Raw genomic sequence first — 15,802 nt, 5'->3', positions numbered from 1 at the left:
CCGTGCCGCCTGCCGTTCCTTCCTCCGAGACGTCGACCTCGCTGGTCCGCCGGGCCCGCAAGATCGACCGGGTCCTCGCCGAGACCTACCCGGACGCGCGGTGCGAGCTCGACTTCGCCAACGCCTTCGAGCTGCTCGTCGTCACCGTGCTCAGCGCGCAGACCACCGACCGCCGCGTCAACGCCGTGCGCCCGGTCCTGTTCGCGGCCTACCCCGACCCCGCCACGATGGCAGCGGCCGACCGGGGTGCCCTCGAGACGATCGTCGGGCCGCTGGGGTTCTTCCGGGCCAAGACCGAGTCGCTGCTCAAGCTCAGCGCCGCCCTCGTCGAGCACCACGACGGCCAGGTGCCCGGCCGGCTCGACGACCTCGTGACGCTGCCCGGTGTCGGCCGCAAGACGGCCAACGTCGTGCTGGGCAACGCCTTCGACGTCCCCGGCATCACCGTCGACACCCACTTCGGCCGGCTCGTGCGCCGCTTCGGGTGGACCGAGGAGACCGACCCGGTCAAGGTCGAGCACGCCGTGGGCGCGCTGTTCCCGAAGCGCGACTGGACGATGCTCAGCCACCACGTCATCTGGCACGGCCGGCGCCGTTGCCACGCCAAGAAGCCCGCGTGCGGCGCCTGCCCGCTGGCGCGCTGGTGCCCGTCGTACGGCGAGGGCCCGACCGACCCGGTCGCGGCCGCCGCCCTGGTCAAGACCCAGGGACCGGCATGAGGCAGCCCATGCGCGGGACGGGGCTGCTGGTCGCGCTGGCGGCCCTCGTCCTCGTGCTCACCGGGTGCGCCGACGACATCTCGCCGCCCGGGCCGAGCGACATCGAGGTCGACACCCCCGCGCTGCGGGAGATGAAGGCCGACGCCGGCATCGAGCCGTGCGTGCCCGGCCCCGGTGGCGGCGACCTCCCCGACCTCACGCTGCCGTGCCTCGGCGGCGGCGACGACGTCGACCTGTCGAGCCTCACGGGCCCGCTGGTCGTCAACCTCTGGAACACCCCCTGCGACGCGTGCCTCGAGGAGATGCCGGCGCTGCAGGAGTTCCACGAGACCTACGGCGACACGGTGCCGGTGCTCGGCATCGACGTCACCGACACCCAGCCCGACTTCGCCCTCTCGTTCGCGGAGATGGTCGGCGCGACCTACCCGCAGCTCGCCGACCCGGGGGGCGACATCTTCGACACCGACCTCGGCCTGCGGCCGGCCTTCCCGCAGACCATCCTCGTCGACGCCGACGGGAAGGTCGCCGCGATGCACGCCGGCGGCCTGCTGTCGGTCGCCGAGATCGAGGAGCTCGTCACCACGCACCTCGGACCGGTGCTGTGACCGCTGTGACGGGCCCCGGGCATCCCGGGCTGCCCGGCTGGCTGCGCCCCGTCGAGCGGGCGGCGCAGGCGATCACCGTCCACGACCTGACCCGGTTCCAGGTTCCCGACGACGTCGACGGCCTGCGTCGGTCCGCGGTGCTGGTGCTCTTCGGCGAGGGCGAGCACGGCCCCGACCTGCTGCTCACCGAGCGCGCCCACCACATGCGGTCGCACCCCGGCCAGGTCTCGTTCCCCGGCGGCGGCGTCGACCCCGGCGAGACGCCGGCCCAGGCAGCGGTGCGCGAGGGCGAGGAGGAGGTCGGCCTCGACGCCTCCGGGGTCGAGGTCTTCGGGGCGCTGCCCGAGCTCTGGGTGCCGCCGAGCAACCACGCCGTCGTCCCGGTGCTGGCCTGGTGGCGCGAGCCGAGCCCGGTCTGGGTGCGCTCCGCCGACGAGGTGCACGCCGTCTACCGGGTGCCGCTGCGCGAGCTGCGCGACCCGACCCACCGGATCACCGTCACCGGCCCCCGCGGCTGGCGCTCGCCGGGCTTCCTCATCGGCGACGACCACGACGTGATCCTCTGGGGGTTCACTGGCGGGATCATCGCGCGGCTGTTCGAGTTCGTCGGCTGGATCGACGACCTGCCCGACGCGCCGGAGAGGGATTTGCCCGATTACATGTTCGGCGGCGCTCGACCCGCGACCATGGACCCCGGGCAGCAACCGGTGCCCAACACCGAGTTCGAGGAGCGACGCCGAGGATGAACCTTCTCGACTGGCTGCTCGTGCTGCTCGTGCTCGCCTACGCCCTGTCCGGCTACTGGCAGGGCTTCGTCACCGGGGCGTTCGCGACGGTGGGGCTCCTGGCCGGTGGCCTGCTCGGCATCCTGCTCGCGCCGTTCATCCTCGGCGACGCCGAGCCGTCGCTGACGATCTCGTTGGCGGCGTTGTTCATCGTCATCGTGTGCGCCTCGCTCGGGCAGGCGCTGATGCAGTTCCTCGGCGCCAAGATCCGCGACAAGATCACCTGGCAGCCGGCCCGTGCGGTCGACGCGATCGGCGGCGCCGCGCTGAGCGCCGTCGCGGTGCTGCTCGTCGCATGGGCGCTCGGGGTCGCGGTCTCCGGCTCCAAGATCGGCTCCCTGACGCCGCTCGTGCGCGAGTCGGCGGTGCTGCGCACGGTCAACTCGGCGCTGCCGACGTCGGCCCCGAACGCCCTCCAGGCCTTCAACGGCGTCGTCGGGACGTCGTTCTTCCCGCGCTACATGGAGCCGTTCGCCGACGAGCGGATCGTCGAGGTCGACCCGGGCGCCGAGCGGCTGCTGCGCGACCCCGACATCGCCGCCGCCGAGGACAGCGTGCTCAAGGTCCGTGGCAACAACGACTGCGGCCGCGGCGTCGAGGGCACCGGGTTCCTCTACTCCGACGACCGGCTGATGACCAACGCCCACGTGGTCGCCGGCGTCGACGAGCCGACGGTCGAGATCGGCGGCGAGCAGGTCGATGCGACGGTCGTCTACTACAACTCCCAGCTCGACGTCGCCGTCCTCGCCCTCGACGACCTCGGCCGCGACCCGCTCGCCTTCGTCGACGGCGACGCGGAGGAGACGCGGTGGGTCACCGAGGCCAAGGACGGCGTCGCCATCCTCGGCTACCCGCAGGACGGCCCCTACGACGTCCAGCGCGGCCGGGTCCGCTCCGAGCAGAACCTGCGCTCGCCCGACATCTACGGCGACGGCACGGTCGTGCGCGAGGTCTACTCGCTGCGCGGCCTGATCCGCCCCGGCAACTCCGGCGGCCCGATCGTCACGACCCAGGGCCGGGTGGCGGGCGTGGTCTTCGCGGCCTCCGTCACCGACGACGACACCGGCTACGCGCTCACCTGGGAGCAGGTCCGGGACGCCGCCGGCCAGGGCGTCTCGAGCTCCGACCCGGTCTCCACCGGCGGCTGTGCCTGATCGACGCTGACCCGTCACCTATGGGTGACGGGTCGGCCGAGATCCGGCGCTGACCTGTCACCTATAGGTGACGGGTCGACCGAGACCCCGCTGACCCGTCACCTATAGGTGACGGGTCAGCGAGATGTGGTGCCGGAGAGCGTCAGCTCTTGCCCTTGAGAGCCTGGGGGATCTGCTTGCCCTGGGTGATGGCCTTCTCGGGCGGGCCGACCTTCTTGACCTTCTTGATGCCGAGGAAGCCGAACAGCGCGGCGATGAGCACGTAGACCAGCGTCACGACGAGGAAGGCCCAGTGCAGGTCGAGGCCGCTGCCGTTCCAGTGGATCAGGTAGGCGAAGGCCACCGAGAGCATGATGACGGCGAGCAGGAGCAGGAAGCCGGCGACGGCGAAGAACGCGATCCCGGCGACGCCGAGCCTCATGCTGACCTTGAGCTCGGACTTGGCGAGCTGGATCTCCTTGCTGATGAGCGTGGAGATGTCTCGGCTGGCGTCGGTGACCAGCTTGCCGATCGTCGGCTCCTCCGCGCCGGCGTCGGTGACCCTGCCGACGGTCCGGTCGGAGGGGCGGTCGACGGCGTTGTTCTGGGGAGCCATGGCCCAGACCCTATCCCCAACCACCGGTCGGGCTCGTCACCCGATCCGGTGCCCGGCGGGGCGGGTCAGTCCTCACCCTTGCCGGAGTCGACGCCCCTCGAGATCAGGTCCATCACCGAGGAGTCGGCCAGCGTGGTGACGTCGCCGACCTCCCGGTGCTCGGCGACGTCGCGCAGCAGGCGGCGCATGATCTTGCCGGAGCGGGTCTTCGGCAGCTCGGGGACCACCATGATCTGGCGGGGCGTCGCGATCGGTCCGATCTCCTTGCGCACGTGCTTGCGGAGCTCGGAGACGATGTCGTCGCCGCCGTCCCCGGCGCTGTCCCGCAGGATCACGAAGGCACAGACCGCCTGGCCGGTGTCCTCGTCCTTGGCGCCGACGACGGCCGCCTCGGCGACCTTGGGGTGCGACACCAGCGCCGACTCGATCTCGGTGGTCGAGAGCCGGTGGCCGGACACGTTCATGACGTCGTCGACGCGGCCGAGGAGCCAGATGTCGCCGTCCTCGTCCTTCTTCGCGCCGTCGCCGGCGAAGTAGTAGCCCTGGTCGGCGAAGCGCGACCAGTAGGTGTCCCGGTAGCGCTCGTCGTCGCCCCAGATCGTGCGCAGCATCGAGGGCCACGGCCCCTTGACGACGAGGTAGCCGCCGGAGCCGTTGGGCACCGAGTCGCCGTTCTCGTCGACGACGTCGGCGGCGACGCCGGGCAGCGCGGTCATCGCCGAGCCCGGCTTGCCCGCGGTGACGCCGGGCAGCGGGCTGATCATCATGGCGCCGGTCTCGGTCTGCCACCAGGTGTCGACGATCGGGCAGCGCTCGCCGCCGATGACCTCGCGGTACCACATGTAGGCCTCGGGGTTGATCGACTCACCGACCGACCCCAGCAGCCGCAGCGACGACAGGTCGCGCCGGTCGGGGATCTCGCGACCCTGCTTCATGAACGAGCGGATCGCGGTGGGTGCGGTGTAGAAGAGCGTCACCCCGTGCTGCTCGATGATGTCCCACCAGCGGCCGCGCTCGGGGCTGTCGGGGGTGCCCTCGTAAAGCACCTGCGTGACGCCGTTCGCGAGCGGGCCGTAGACGATGTAGGAGTGTCCGGTGACCCAGCCGACGTCGGCGGTGCACCAGTAGACGTCGTCGTCCTTGAGGTCGAACACGGCCCAGTGCGTGTACGCCGTGCCGGTCAGGTAGCCGCCGGTCGTGTGCAGGATGCCCTTGGGCTTCCCGGTGGTGCCGGAGGTGTACATGACGTAGAGCGGGTGCTCGGAGTCGAAGGCCTCGGGGGTGTGCTCGGTCGACGCGCCGCCGACGGCGTCGTGCCACCAGACGTCGAGGTCGTCGTTCCAGCCGGACTCCCCGAGGTCCTGGCCGGTGCGCCGGACGACGAGCACCGCGCTGACCTCGTGGCCGAGCCCGGCGGCCTTGACGACGGCCTCGTCGACGGCCGGCTTCAGCGCGGACGCCGCCCCGCGGCGGTAGCCGCCGTCGGCGGTGATGACGACCTTGGCCTGGCAGTCCTCGAGCCGGGAGGCGAGCGCGTCGGAGGAGAACCCGCCGAAGACCACCGTGTGCGGCGCGCCGATCCGGGCGCACGCCAGCATCGCGACGACGGCCTCGGGGATCATCGGCAGGTAGATCGCGACCCGGTCGCCGGCCTCGACACCGAGGTCGGTCAGGGCGTTCGCCGCCTGGGAGACCTCGTCCTTGAGCTGGGCGTAGGTGATGGAGCGCTGGTTCTCGGGCCGGTCGTCGACCGGCTCGCCGACAAAGTGGATCGCCACCTTGTCGCCCCGGCCCTGCTCGACGTGCCGGTCGACGCAGTTGTACGACGCGTTCAGGCGACCGCCGACGAACCACTTCGCGAACGGCGGGTCGTCCCAGTCGAGGACGCGGTCCCACGTCGTGTCCCACGAGAGCCGCTCGGCCTGCTCGGCCCAGAACGCCTCGATGTCGGAGGCTGCCCGCTCGTAGGCCTCCGCCTTGAGGTTGGCGTGCTCGGCCAGCCCGGCGGGCGGCTCGAAGCGCCGCTCCTCCTTGCTGAGGTTCGACAGGGATCCGCTCTCGGGGACTTCAGTGCTCACGACTACTCCTGGACTGGGTGTTCGGGTGCCACTCGTCACACTAGGACGCATCGCCTGGTGCCGACGAGTGGGTGGAGATCGGCTGCCCGACCGGCGCCGACCCGCCAGGAGAGCTCCTGACGGGTCGGCGCGGCGGGTGTCAGTGCGAGGTGGCCTTCTCCGAGCCGGAGCCGGTCAGGGCGCGGACCTCGAGCTCGGTGTAGCGGTCCTCGGCGGCCGGCTCGCGCTTCGACAGGGTGCCGATGATGCCGAAGACGAAGCCGAGCGGGATCGAGACGATGCCCGGGTTCTCCAGCGGGAACCAGGAGATGTCGATGCTGGTCGGCAGCAGCGACAGGTTCTTGCCGTCGGCGTCGAGGCCCTTGCCGGACATCACCGGCGAGAAGATGACCAGGCCGACGGCCGAGATCAGTCCGCCGTAGATGCTCCACAGCGCGCCGCGGGTGTTGAAGCGCCTCCAGAACATGTTGAACACGATCGTCGGCAGGTTCGCCGAGGCGGCCACCGCGAAGGCGAGCGCCACGAGGAAGGCGATGTTGAGGCTCTGCGCCGGGATCGCGAGCAGGATCGCGACCAGGCCGATGCCCGCGGCGGCGTACCGCGTCACCTTGATCTCCTCCTCCTCGGTCGCCTTGCCCTTCTTGATGACGTTGTTGTAGACGTCGTGGGCCACGGACGCCGACGAGGTCAGCGTCAGGCCGGCCACCACCGCGAGGATCGTGGCGAAGGCGACGGCGGCGATCAGCGCGAGCAGGATCGCGCCGCCCGTGGAGCCGGCTCCACCGCCGACCTCCTCGGCCAGCCGGGGGGCGGCCAGGTTGCCGGACTTGTCGAGCGTCGAGGTGTCGAGCAGCGCGGCGGCACCGAAGCCGAGCACCAGCGTGAAGAGGTAGAAGACGCCGATCAGGCCGATCGCCCACAGCACCGACTTGCGGGCGTCCTTGGCCGTCGGCACCGTGTAGAAGCGGATCAGGATGTGCGGCAGGCCCGCCGTGCCGAGCACGAGGGCGATGCCGAGGCTGACGAAGTCGAGCTTGCTCGTCAGCGTCGCGCCGTACTTGAGGCCGGGCTCGAGGAAGGCCTGGCCCTTGCCGCTGTTGTCGGCGGCGGCACCGAGCAGGCTGGAGAGGTTGAAGTCGAACTGCGCCAGCACCAGGACGACGATGAGCGCCGAGCCCGTCATGAGCAGGACGGCCTTGACGATCTGCACCCAGGTGGTGCCCTTCATGCCGCCGACCGTGACGTAGAAGATCATCAGGGCGCCGACGCCGAAGATGACGATGTTCTTGACGGCCTGGTTGTCGACGCCGAGCAGCAGGGCGACGAGCGTGCCCGCGCCGACCATCTGGGCGAGCAGGTAGAAGATCGAGACGACGACGGTCGACGTCGCGGCCGCCAGCCGGACCGGCTTCTGCTTCATCCGGAACGCCAGCTGGTCGGCCATCGTGAAGCGGCCCGAGTTGCGCAGCATCTCCGCGACGAGCAGCAGGGCCACCAGCCAGGCGACCAGGAACCCGATGGAGTAGAGGAAGCCGTCGTACCCCGACAGCGCGATGATCCCGGAGATGCCGAGGAACGACGCCGCCGACATGTAGTCGCCGCCGATGGCCAGGCCGTTCTGGATCGGGGAGAAGGACCGGCCGCCGGCGTAGAAGTCCGACGTGCCGGACGACGAGCGGCTGGCCCGGATCGTGATGCCGATCGTCAGCGCGACGACGGCGAGGAACAGGACGGTGGTGAGCACCTGGTGGTCCATCAGCGCTTGCCCCCCTCGTAGACGGAGTTGAGGCTCTCGGCCAGCGGGTCGAGCCGCGCGGTCGAGTAGCGGCTGTAGGCGTAGGCGATGAGGAACGTCGTGAGGAACTGCAGCAGCCCGAAGACCAGGGCGACGTTGATGTTGCCGACGACCTTCTGGCTCATGAAGTCGCCGGCCCAGTTGGACATCACGACGTAGAGCAGGAACCAGGCCAGGAACGCGGCCGTGGCCGGCAGCACGAAGCTCCGGTAGCGGCGGCGCAGCTCGATGAAGTCGGCCGACTCCGCCATCGAGTCGTAGACGGGATCGTGGCGTGCGGCCACGTCGCGGTGTGGATCCTTCTCAAGTGCCATCGGACGGCGCCTCTCCGGTACGGGTCACCGACGGGTGACCCGCGTCACGCTAGGAGTGACGGGCGTCACCCGGCAGGGGGCGGCGGTGTCGCTGCGACGGGCGGGGACGACGGTGCGGTGAGCGGTCGGTCCAGCGCGACGAACGGTCGCGCGCAGCGGTGGGGGCGCCGCCCGTGAGGACGTGAGGACCGTGAGGCCGTGAGGTCGCGGTGACACAAGGTTTCCGGCGCGACCACCGGCCCCGAAACCTCGCGGCACTGGACTGGTCGGCATGACGACGACCGCTCCCGACCCCACGACGCACGCGACGCCGGCGGCGTCCGGCCGATCCGGGAAGCACTGGATCACCGACTGGCGCCCCGAGGACGAGGAGTTCTGGGAGAACGGCGGCAGGCAGGTCGCCCGGCGCAACCTCGTCTGGTCGATCTTCGCCGAGCACCTCGGCTTCTCGGTGTGGCTGATCTGGAGCGTCAGCTCGGCGTTCCTGGTCGCGCAGGGCTTCGCCTTCGACGCCCAGCAGCTCTTCCTCCTCGTCGCCCTGCCGAACCTCGTCGGCTCGCTGCTGCGGCTGCCCTACACGTTCGCCGTGCCGCGCTTCGGCGGCCGGAACTGGACCATGGTCAGCGCCGCGCTGCTGCTCGTCCCCACGCTGCTCTTCGCCCACGCCGTCCAGCAGCCCGGCACGCCGTACTGGGTCTTCTGCGTCATCGCCGCCACCGCCGGCCTCGGGGGCGGCAACTTCGCCTCCTCGATGGCCAACATCAACTTCTTCTACCCGGCCGCCAAGAAGGGCGCGGCGCTCGGGCTGAACGCCGCCGGCGGCAACCTCGGGGTCTCGCTGATCCAGCTGCTGCTGCCGGTGATCGTCGGGGGCGCCGGGATCTTCGGCCTGGTCCGGGCGCGGGAGTCGGGCATCAGCCTGCAGTACGCGGCCTACGTCTACGCCGTCCTGGCCGTGGTCGCGGTCGTCGCGGCGGCGCTGCGGATGGACAACCTGTCCAGCGCGGTCTCGAGGCCGCGCGAGCAGCTGCGGGTCGTGCGCAACCGGCAGACCTGGGTGATGTCGTTGCTCTACGTCGGCACCTTCGGCTCGTTCATCGGCTACTCCGCCGCGATGCCGCTGCTCATCAAGATCAACTTCTGGGTGCCCGACCCGGCGCCGCTCGGCACCGGCGTCTTCTTCGCCTACTACGCCTTCCTCGGCGCCGGTGTCGGCTCGCTGACCCGGCCGCTCGGCGGCTGGCTGGCCGACCGGTACGGCGGCGCGCGGGTCACCCTGGCGGCGTTCGGCGGGATGGTCCTCTTCACCCTCCTCGTGCTCTGGACGCTGACCCGGCTGACGCCGAACCCGGCCGCCGACCCCGCGGTCGCGCTCGACAACCGGGCCTGGTTCCCGTGGTTCCTGGCCTTCTTCCTCTGCGTCTTCGCGAGCAGCGGGATCGGCAACGGCTCGACGTACAAGATGATCCCGGCGATCTTCCGCACCGAGGCCGAGCGCGCCACCACCCCGCACACCGACGAGCGCGCCGTCGCCGTCCACGAGGCGACGAAGCAGTCGTCGGCGGCCATCGGGATCATCGGCGCGGTGGGCGCCGTCGGCGGATTCCTGATCCCGCTGGCCTTCGCCGCGCCGTGGGTCGCCGACCCGCTGTCCGCGACCAGGGGCGCCTTCGTCGTGTTCACCTGCTTCTACGTCGTCTGCGCCGCCGTCACCTACGCCGTCTACCTGCGCCGCTCGTCGGCGGCCACCAGCCTGGCCTCGGCGGGCATCTGAATGACCGACACCCACTGCCCCTACTGCAGCCTGCAGTGCGGGATGACCCTGACCGGTCGTCGCACGCTGGAGGTGCAGGCGTGGCCGGAGTTCCCCGTCAACGAGGGCGGGCTGTGCCGCAAGGGCTGGACGGCGGCCGGCCTGCGCGGGCACCGCGAGCGGCTGACCACGCCGTTGGTGCGCGACCGGGCGACCGGCGAGCTGACCGCCGTCTCGTGGGACACCGCCCTCGACGTCGTCGCCTCCCGGGTGCGCGACCTGCAGGCCGGGCACGGTCCCGACGCCGTGGCCGTCTTCGGCGGTGGCGGGCTGACCAACGAGAAGGCCTACCTGCTCGGCAAGCTCGCGCGGGTCGCTCTCGGCACCTCGCAGATCGACTACAACGGCCGCTGGTGCATGAGCTCGGCGGCGTCGGCGTCCAACCGGGCCTTCGGGATCGACCGGGGGCTGCCGTTCCCGCTCGCCGACCTCGAGCAGACCGACGTCTGCGTGCTGGTCGGCTCGAACCTCGCCGAGACGATGCCGCCGGCGGCGCGGCACCTGGACCGGCTCCGCGAGCGCGGCGGCACGGTCGTCGTCATCGACCCGCGCCGCACGGCGACCGCCGACCGGGCCGACCTCGTGCTCCAGCCCGTGCCCGGCACCGACCTGCCGCTCGCGCTCGGCGTCCTGCACCTGCTCGACGCCGCCGGCGCCGTCGACGAGGAGTACGTCGCCGCCCGGACGACCGGGTTCGACGACGTCCGCCGCTCCGTCGCGTCGTGGTGGCCCGAGCGGGTCGAGCGGGTGTCCGGGGTGGCGGCCGAGGAGCTGCGGGCCCTGGCCGCGCTGCTGGCCGGCGCCGGGACCGTCACGGTGCTGACCGCGCGCGGCGCCGAGCAGCACAGCCAGGGCACCGCGACCGTCCAGGCCTGGATCAACGTCGCCCTCGCGCTCGGCATGTGCGGCAGGCCGCACGCCGGCTACGGCTGCCTCACCGGCCAGGGCAACGGCCAGGGCGGGCGCGAGCACGGGCAGAAGGCCGACCAGCTGCCCGGCTACCGGATGATCGACGACCCCGCGGCGCGCGAGCACGTCGCCGGCGTGTGGGGCGTGCCGCCGGCGTCGCTGCCGGGTCGGGGGCGCTCGGCCCACGAGCTGCTCGACGCCCTCGGCACCGAGGCGGGCCCGAAGGCCCTGCTGGTGCACGGCAGCAACATCGTCGTCTCCGCGCCGAACGCCACCCACGTGACCGAGCGGCTGGCCGCGCTGGACCTGCTCGTCGTCGCCGACATCGTGCTGTCGGAGACGGCCGCCATGGCCGACGTCGTCCTGCCGGTCACGCAGTGGGCCGAGGAGACCGGCACCATGACCAACCTCGAGGGCCGGGTGGTCCTGCGCCAGCAGGCCGTCCCGCCTCCGGCCGGCGTGCGCAGCGACCTCGACGTGATCGCCGGGCTGGCCTCCCGGCTCGGCTCGACGGCGGCGTTCCCGACCGACCCGGAGGAGGTGTTCGCCGAGCTGGCCCGGGCCTCGGCCGGCGGCCGCGCCGACTACGCCGGCATCACCTACGACCGGATCCGCGCCGAGCACGGCGTCTTCTGGCCCTGCCCGACGCCCGACCACCCCGGGACGCCGCGGCTCTTCGCCGACGCCTTCGCCACCGCCGACGGCCGGGCCCGGTTCGTCGCCGTCGAGCACGTCGGCGCCGCCGAGCAGCCGGACGGCGCGTACCCGCTGCACCTCACCACCGGCCGGGTGCTCGCCCAGTACCAGTCCGGGGCCCAGACCCGGCGGGTCCGTGCGCTGCCCGACGACGGCGTGTTCGTCGAGCTGCACCCGATGCTGGCCGCCCGGATCGGGGCCCGCGACGGCGAGCCCGTCGTCGTCACGACCCGGCGCGGTGAGCTGCGGGCGCCGGCGCGCGTCGTCGCCACGATCCGGCCCGACACCGTCTTCGTCCCGTTCCACTGGGTCGGCGCCAACCGGCTCACCAACGACGCGCTCGACCCGTCCAGCGGGATGCCGGAGTTCAAGGTCTGCGCCGCGGCGGTGCGCACGTGAGCCCCGCACGCATCGTCGTCGTGGGCGCCGGCATGGCCGCCGTCCGACTGGTCGAGGGCCTGGTCGGCAGCGGCCACCGGGTGACCCTGGTCGGCGACGAGCCGCACCTGCCCTACAACCGGATCCTGCTCTCGGCCGTGCTGGAGGGCACCCACACCGCCGGGGCGCTGACCCTCCGCTCCCGCCGGTGGTACGCCGACGACGACGTCGACCTGCGCCTCGGCACCCGCGTGCTCGCGGTCGAGCGGGCCGAGCGCGAGGTGCTGCTGGTCGACGGCACGCGGATCGGCTACGACCGGCTGGTCCTGGCGACCGGCGCGATCGCGACCCTCCCGCCGATCCGCGGCCTGGTCCGCCTCGACGGCCGGCTGCACGAGCGGGTGCACGCGTTCCGCAGCCTCGACGACTGCCGGCGGCTCGACGCCGCCGTGCCGCACGCGCGCCGGGCCGTCGTCGTCGGCGGCGGGCTGCTCGGGCTCCAGGTGGCGCGGGCGCTCGCCGTCCGCGGGCTGGCGACCGAGGTCGTCGAGGGCGGGGAGCACCTGCTGCGTGGCCAGGTCGGCCCCGCCGCCGGCGCGATCCTGGCCCGCGACCTGCGCCGGCTCGGCACGGAGGTCTACACCGGTGCCCGCGCCGTCCGCCTGGTCGACGGCGAGCAGGGCGGGCTGCAGCTCGACAACGGCCACGTCCTGGAGACCGACCTCGTCGTCCTCACCGCCGGCGGCCGCCCGTCGACCGCCCTGGCCCGTGCCGCCGGCCTGGAGGTGCGCCGGGGCGTCGTCGTCGACGAGCACCTGAGGACCAGCGACCCGGTGGTCCACGCCATCGGGGACGGCGCGCAGCGCGGCGGCCGCACCACCGGGTTCGTGCCGCCGGCGTGGGAGCAGGCCGAGGTGCTGGCCGCCCACCTGCGCGGTCGCGCCGCGACGTACGACGGCAGCCGGGTCGTCGCCCGGCTCCGCGCCACCGACCTCGACGTCGCGGTGCTCGGGGACGCCGACGCCGCCGGCGACGTCGTCGAGGTGTCGAACCCGGTCGCCGGGTCGCACCGGCGCCTCGTCGTCCGCGACGGCCGGATCGTCGCCGCCACCCTCGTCGGCGACCTCGCCCGCGTCGGCCTGGTCACCCAGCACTTCGACCGCGGCACGGTGCTCGGGCCGCACGAGCCCGGCGACCTGCTCCTGGTCGAGCGCCCGGCCCGGCCGACCGCCGTCCCGGACGACGCCGAGGTGTGCGCCTGCGCCGGCGTCACCGCCGGCCGGGTCCGCGCCTGCTCCTCCCTCGAGGACGTCCGCGACACCACCCGCGCCACCACCGGCTGCGGCGGCTGCGCCCCGGCCGTCCGCCAGCTCCTCGCCCACCGCACCCTGGAGGTATCCCCGTCGTGATGGCCCCGCACCCCGTCAACCACCGCAAGCAGCTCGTCGTCGTCGGCCACGGCATGGTCGGCCACCGGTTCGTCCAGGCCGCGGTCGAGCGCGGCCTCACCGAGACCCACGACGTCGTCGTGGTCGGCGCGGAGGCGCGGCCGGCCTACGACCGGGTCGCGCTCACGTCGTTCTTCGAGGTCGGCGCCGACGCCCTGTCCCTGCTCCCCGGCGGCGCGTACGACGACCCACGGGTCCGCGTGCTGCTCGGCACCACGGCGGTCGGGCTCGACCCCGAGGCGCGCACGGTCCTGCTCGACACCGCCGGTGGTGGGCGGAGCGTCCTGGAGTTCGACGAGCTCGTGCTCGCCACGGGAGCGGCGCCGTTCGTGCCCCCGGTGCCGGGGCACGACCTGCCCGGCACCTTCGTCTACCGCACCATCGAGGACCTGGAGGCGATCCGCGCGGCCGCGGCCACCGCGACCGTCGGTGCCGTCGTCGGCGGCGGCCTGCTCGGGCTGGAGGCGGCCAAGGCGCTCGCCGACCTCGGCCTCGAGACCCACGTCGTCGAGATGGCGCCCCGGCTGATGGCGGTGCAGGTCGACGACGCCGGCGGCGCCACCCTGCGCCGCCACGTCGAGGGGCTGGGGCTACACGTCCACACCGGTGCGACGACGACCGCCGTCCTCGGCGAGACCCACGTCACCGGCCTCGGGTTGAAGGACGCCGAGCCGGTCGTGACCGACCTGGTCGTCTTCTCCGCCGGCATCCGGCCCCGCGACGCGCTCGCCCGCGCGGCCGGCCTCGCGGTGGCCGAGCGCGGCGGCGTCCTGGTCGACGAGCAGTGCCGGACCTCGGACCCGCACGTGTGGGCGGTCGGCGAGTGCGCGGCGCCGGGCGGGCGGATGTACGGGCTGGTCGCGCCCGGCTACGCGATGGCCGAGGTCGCCGTCGACGCGCTGGTCGGCGGCGACGGCGCCTTCACCGGCGCCGACACCTCGACCAAGCTCAAGCTGATGGGCGTCGACGTCGCCTCCTTCGGCGACGCGTTCGCGACCACCGAGGGCGCCCTCGAGCTCGTCTACTCCGACGCCGTCGCGGGGGTCTACAAGAAGCTCGTCGTCAGCGACGACGGCGCCCGGCTGCTCGGCGGCGTGCTGGTCGGCGACGCGTCGGCGTACGGCGTGCTGCGCCCCATGGTGGCGACCGCGACCAACCCGGGCATCGCGCTGCCCGAGAACCCCGAGGAGCTGATCCTGCCGGTCACCTCCGGCGCGGGTGCGCAGGTCGCCCTGCCCGACGCGGCCCAGGTCTGCTCGTGCAACGACGTCAGCAAGGCCGACATCGTCGCCGCGGCCGAGGCCGGGGGGACCACCCGTGCCGGCGCGACCTGCGGGTCGTGCAAGACGCTGACCAGGAAGATCATCGAGGACTGGTTCGAGGCGCAGGGCAAGGTCGTCGACCGGAGCCTGTGCGAGCACTTTCCGCTCACCCGCCAGGAGCTCTTCGACGTCGTCGCGGTGCACGGGCACACCTCGTTCGACGCCGTGGTCGCCGCGCACGGCACCGGGCGGGGCTGCGACGTCTGCAAGCCGACCGTCGCCTCGGTGCTGGCCAGCCAGCTCAACCACCACGTGCTCGACGAGGGCGCGCGCACCACGCAGGACACCAACGACGCCTACCTCGCCAACATCCAGCGCAACGGCACCTACTCGGTCGTCCCGCGCATCCCCGGCGGCGAGATCGACCCGGAGAAGCTGATCGTGATCGGCGAGGTCGCCCGCGACTTCGGGCTCTACACGAAGATCACCGGCGGGCAGCGCATCGACCTGTTCGGCGCCCGGATGGAGGAGCTGCCCGCGATCTGGCGGCGCCTGGTCGACGCCGGCTTCGAGTCCGGCCACGCCTACGGCAAGTCGCTGCGCACGGTGAAGTCGTGCGTCGGCTCGACGTGGTGCCGCTACGGCGTCCAGGACTCCGTGCAGCTGGCCATCGACCTGGAGCTGCGCTACCGCGGGCTGCGCTCGCCGCACAAGCTGAAGGGCGGGGTCTCCGGGTGTGCGCGCGAGTGCGCCGAGGCCCGCGGCAAGGACTTCGGCGTCATCGCCACCGAGAAGGGCTGGAACCTCTACGTCGGCGGCAACGGCGGCGCCACCCCGGTCCACGCCCGGCTGCTCGCCGGCGACCTCGACACCGAGACGCTGGTCCGCTACCTCGACCGGTTCCTCATGTACTACGTCCGCACCGCCGACCGGCTCCAGCGCACCGCGCCCTGGGTCGACTCCCTCGACGGCGGGCTCGACCGGGTCCGCGCCGTGGTGGTGGACGACGTCCTCGGCCTCGGCTCGGAGCTCGAGGCCGCGATGAGCCGGCACGTCGGCGGGTACTTCGACGAGTGGAAGGCGACCCTCGACGACCCCGACAAGCTGCGCCGGTTCGTGTCGTTCGTCAACGCCCCCGACGTCCCGGACCCCCACATCGAGTTCCGCTCCGAGCGCGGCCAGGACGTGCCGGCCGAGTCCGCCGGGCCGGTCTCGCTGGGTGCCACGATCCCGGTCGGTGCCCCGTGAGGG

At 72.8% G+C, this 15,802-nt stretch carries 12 protein-coding genes; 8 read left to right on the top strand and 4 right to left on the bottom strand.

The genetic code is table 11. The features are described 5' to 3' along the window. Nucleotides 1-2 precede the first annotated feature (2 nt). Genes nth through E4623_RS17650 form a run of 4 tightly spaced genes read left to right on the top strand, consistent with a single transcriptional unit; the run spans nt 3 to nt 3,263 of the window. Complete coding sequence (gene nth, locus E4623_RS17665) at nt 3-719, top strand: endonuclease III (protein WP_209020743.1); 717 nt, start codon at nt 3-5, stop codon at nt 717-719. Continuing rightward, on the top strand, nt 716-1,324 hold the full coding sequence (locus E4623_RS17660; protein ID WP_134767882.1) for a TlpA disulfide reductase family protein: 609 nt from the start codon (nt 716-718) through the stop codon (nt 1,322-1,324). The genes nth and E4623_RS17660 overlap by 4 nt, the downstream gene beginning before the upstream one ends. Further along, nucleotides 1,321-2,070, top strand: a complete 750-nt coding sequence (locus tag E4623_RS17655) for a CoA pyrophosphatase (protein WP_245155155.1) — start codon at nt 1,321-1,323, stop codon at nt 2,068-2,070. The genes E4623_RS17660 and E4623_RS17655 overlap by 4 nt, the downstream gene beginning before the upstream one ends. After that, complete coding sequence (locus tag E4623_RS17650; RefSeq protein ID WP_134767881.1) at nt 2,067-3,263, top strand: MarP family serine protease; 1,197 nt, start codon at nt 2,067-2,069, stop codon at nt 3,261-3,263. Before E4623_RS17655 ends, E4623_RS17650 begins: the two co-directional genes overlap by 4 nt. A gap of 142 nt (nt 3,264-3,405) precedes the next feature. Here the strand turns inward: E4623_RS17650 and E4623_RS17645 are convergent, their stop codons facing one another. The 4 genes from E4623_RS17645 to E4623_RS17630 all read right to left on the bottom strand — a co-directional run bounded on the left by E4623_RS17645 (nt 3,406) and on the right by E4623_RS17630 (nt 8,015). Further along, nucleotides 3,406-3,858, bottom strand: a complete 453-nt coding sequence (locus E4623_RS17645; protein ID WP_134767880.1) for a phage holin family protein — start codon at nt 3,856-3,858, stop codon at nt 3,406-3,408. 65 nt (nt 3,859-3,923) lie between these two features. Then, entirely contained in the window at nt 3,924-5,987 is a 2,064-nt protein-coding gene (gene acs / locus E4623_RS17640; RefSeq protein WP_134767879.1) for an acetate--CoA ligase, read from the bottom strand. Nucleotides 5,988-6,075: 88 nt separating this feature from the next. Further along, nucleotides 6,076-7,692: a cation acetate symporter gene (locus tag E4623_RS17635; protein WP_134767878.1), complete on the bottom strand. Its 1,617-nt coding sequence runs from the start codon at nt 7,690-7,692 to the stop codon at nt 6,076-6,078. Continuing rightward, on the bottom strand, nt 7,692-8,015 hold the full coding sequence (locus E4623_RS17630; protein ID WP_245155154.1) for a DUF485 domain-containing protein: 324 nt from the start codon (nt 8,013-8,015) through the stop codon (nt 7,692-7,694). The genes E4623_RS17635 and E4623_RS17630 overlap by 1 nt, the downstream gene beginning before the upstream one ends. A 301-nt stretch (nt 8,016-8,316) precedes the next feature. Between E4623_RS17630 and E4623_RS17625 the strand changes: the two genes are divergently transcribed. The 4 genes from E4623_RS17625 to nirB are packed head-to-tail and all read left to right on the top strand — an operon-like array spanning nt 8,317 to nt 15,799. Beyond that, nucleotides 8,317-9,819, top strand: a complete 1,503-nt coding sequence (locus tag E4623_RS17625) for an MFS transporter (RefSeq protein ID WP_134767876.1) — start codon at nt 8,317-8,319, stop codon at nt 9,817-9,819. After that, a complete protein-coding gene (locus E4623_RS17620; RefSeq protein ID WP_134767875.1) occupies nt 9,820-11,862 on the top strand; it encodes a molybdopterin oxidoreductase family protein in 2,043 nt (680 codons plus the stop codon). Beyond that, on the top strand, nt 11,859-13,250 hold the full coding sequence (locus E4623_RS17615; RefSeq protein WP_245155153.1) for an FAD-dependent oxidoreductase: 1,392 nt from the start codon (nt 11,859-11,861) through the stop codon (nt 13,248-13,250). The genes E4623_RS17620 and E4623_RS17615 overlap by 4 nt, the downstream gene beginning before the upstream one ends. Further along, nucleotides 13,250-15,799 carry a nitrite reductase large subunit NirB gene (nirB, locus tag E4623_RS17610; protein WP_134767874.1) on the top strand — a complete coding sequence of 850 codons (2,550 nt, stop codon included), beginning with the start codon at nt 13,250-13,252 and terminating at the stop codon, nt 15,797-15,799. The genes E4623_RS17615 and nirB overlap by 1 nt, the downstream gene beginning before the upstream one ends. The last annotated feature ends 3 nt before the right edge of the window (nt 15,800-15,802 follow it).

This window comes from Nocardioides sp. 1609 (genome assembly GCF_004522105.1).
GTDB lineage: Bacteria > Actinomycetota > Actinomycetes > Propionibacteriales > Nocardioidaceae > Nocardioides.
Note: the sequence above shows the minus strand (reverse complement) of the source record. Positions and strands in the feature narration are given on the sequence as shown.

Bases quoted from the DNA above. Each gene is read 5' to 3' on its own strand.
- acs (WP_134767879.1), bottom strand. From the start codon at position 5,987: ATGCGTCCTAGTGTGACGAGTGGCACCCGAACACCCAGTCCAGGAGTA.
- E4623_RS17660 (WP_134767882.1), top strand. From the start codon at position 716: ATGAGGCAGCCCATGCGCGGGACGGGGCTGCTGGTCGCGCTGGCGGCC.
- E4623_RS17635 (WP_134767878.1), bottom strand. From the start codon at position 7,692: ATGGACCACCAGGTGCTCACCACCGTCCTGTTCCTCGCCGTCGTCGCG.
- nirB (WP_134767874.1), top strand. From the start codon at position 13,250: ATGGCCCCGCACCCCGTCAACCACCGCAAGCAGCTCGTCGTCGTCGGC.
- E4623_RS17620 (WP_134767875.1), top strand. From the start codon at position 9,820: ATGACCGACACCCACTGCCCCTACTGCAGCCTGCAGTGCGGGATGACC.
- E4623_RS17650 (WP_134767881.1), top strand. From the start codon at position 2,067: ATGAACCTTCTCGACTGGCTGCTCGTGCTGCTCGTGCTCGCCTACGCC.
- E4623_RS17625 (WP_134767876.1), top strand. From the start codon at position 8,317: ATGACGACGACCGCTCCCGACCCCACGACGCACGCGACGCCGGCGGCG.
- E4623_RS17645 (WP_134767880.1), bottom strand. From the start codon at position 3,858: ATGGCTCCCCAGAACAACGCCGTCGACCGCCCCTCCGACCGGACCGTC.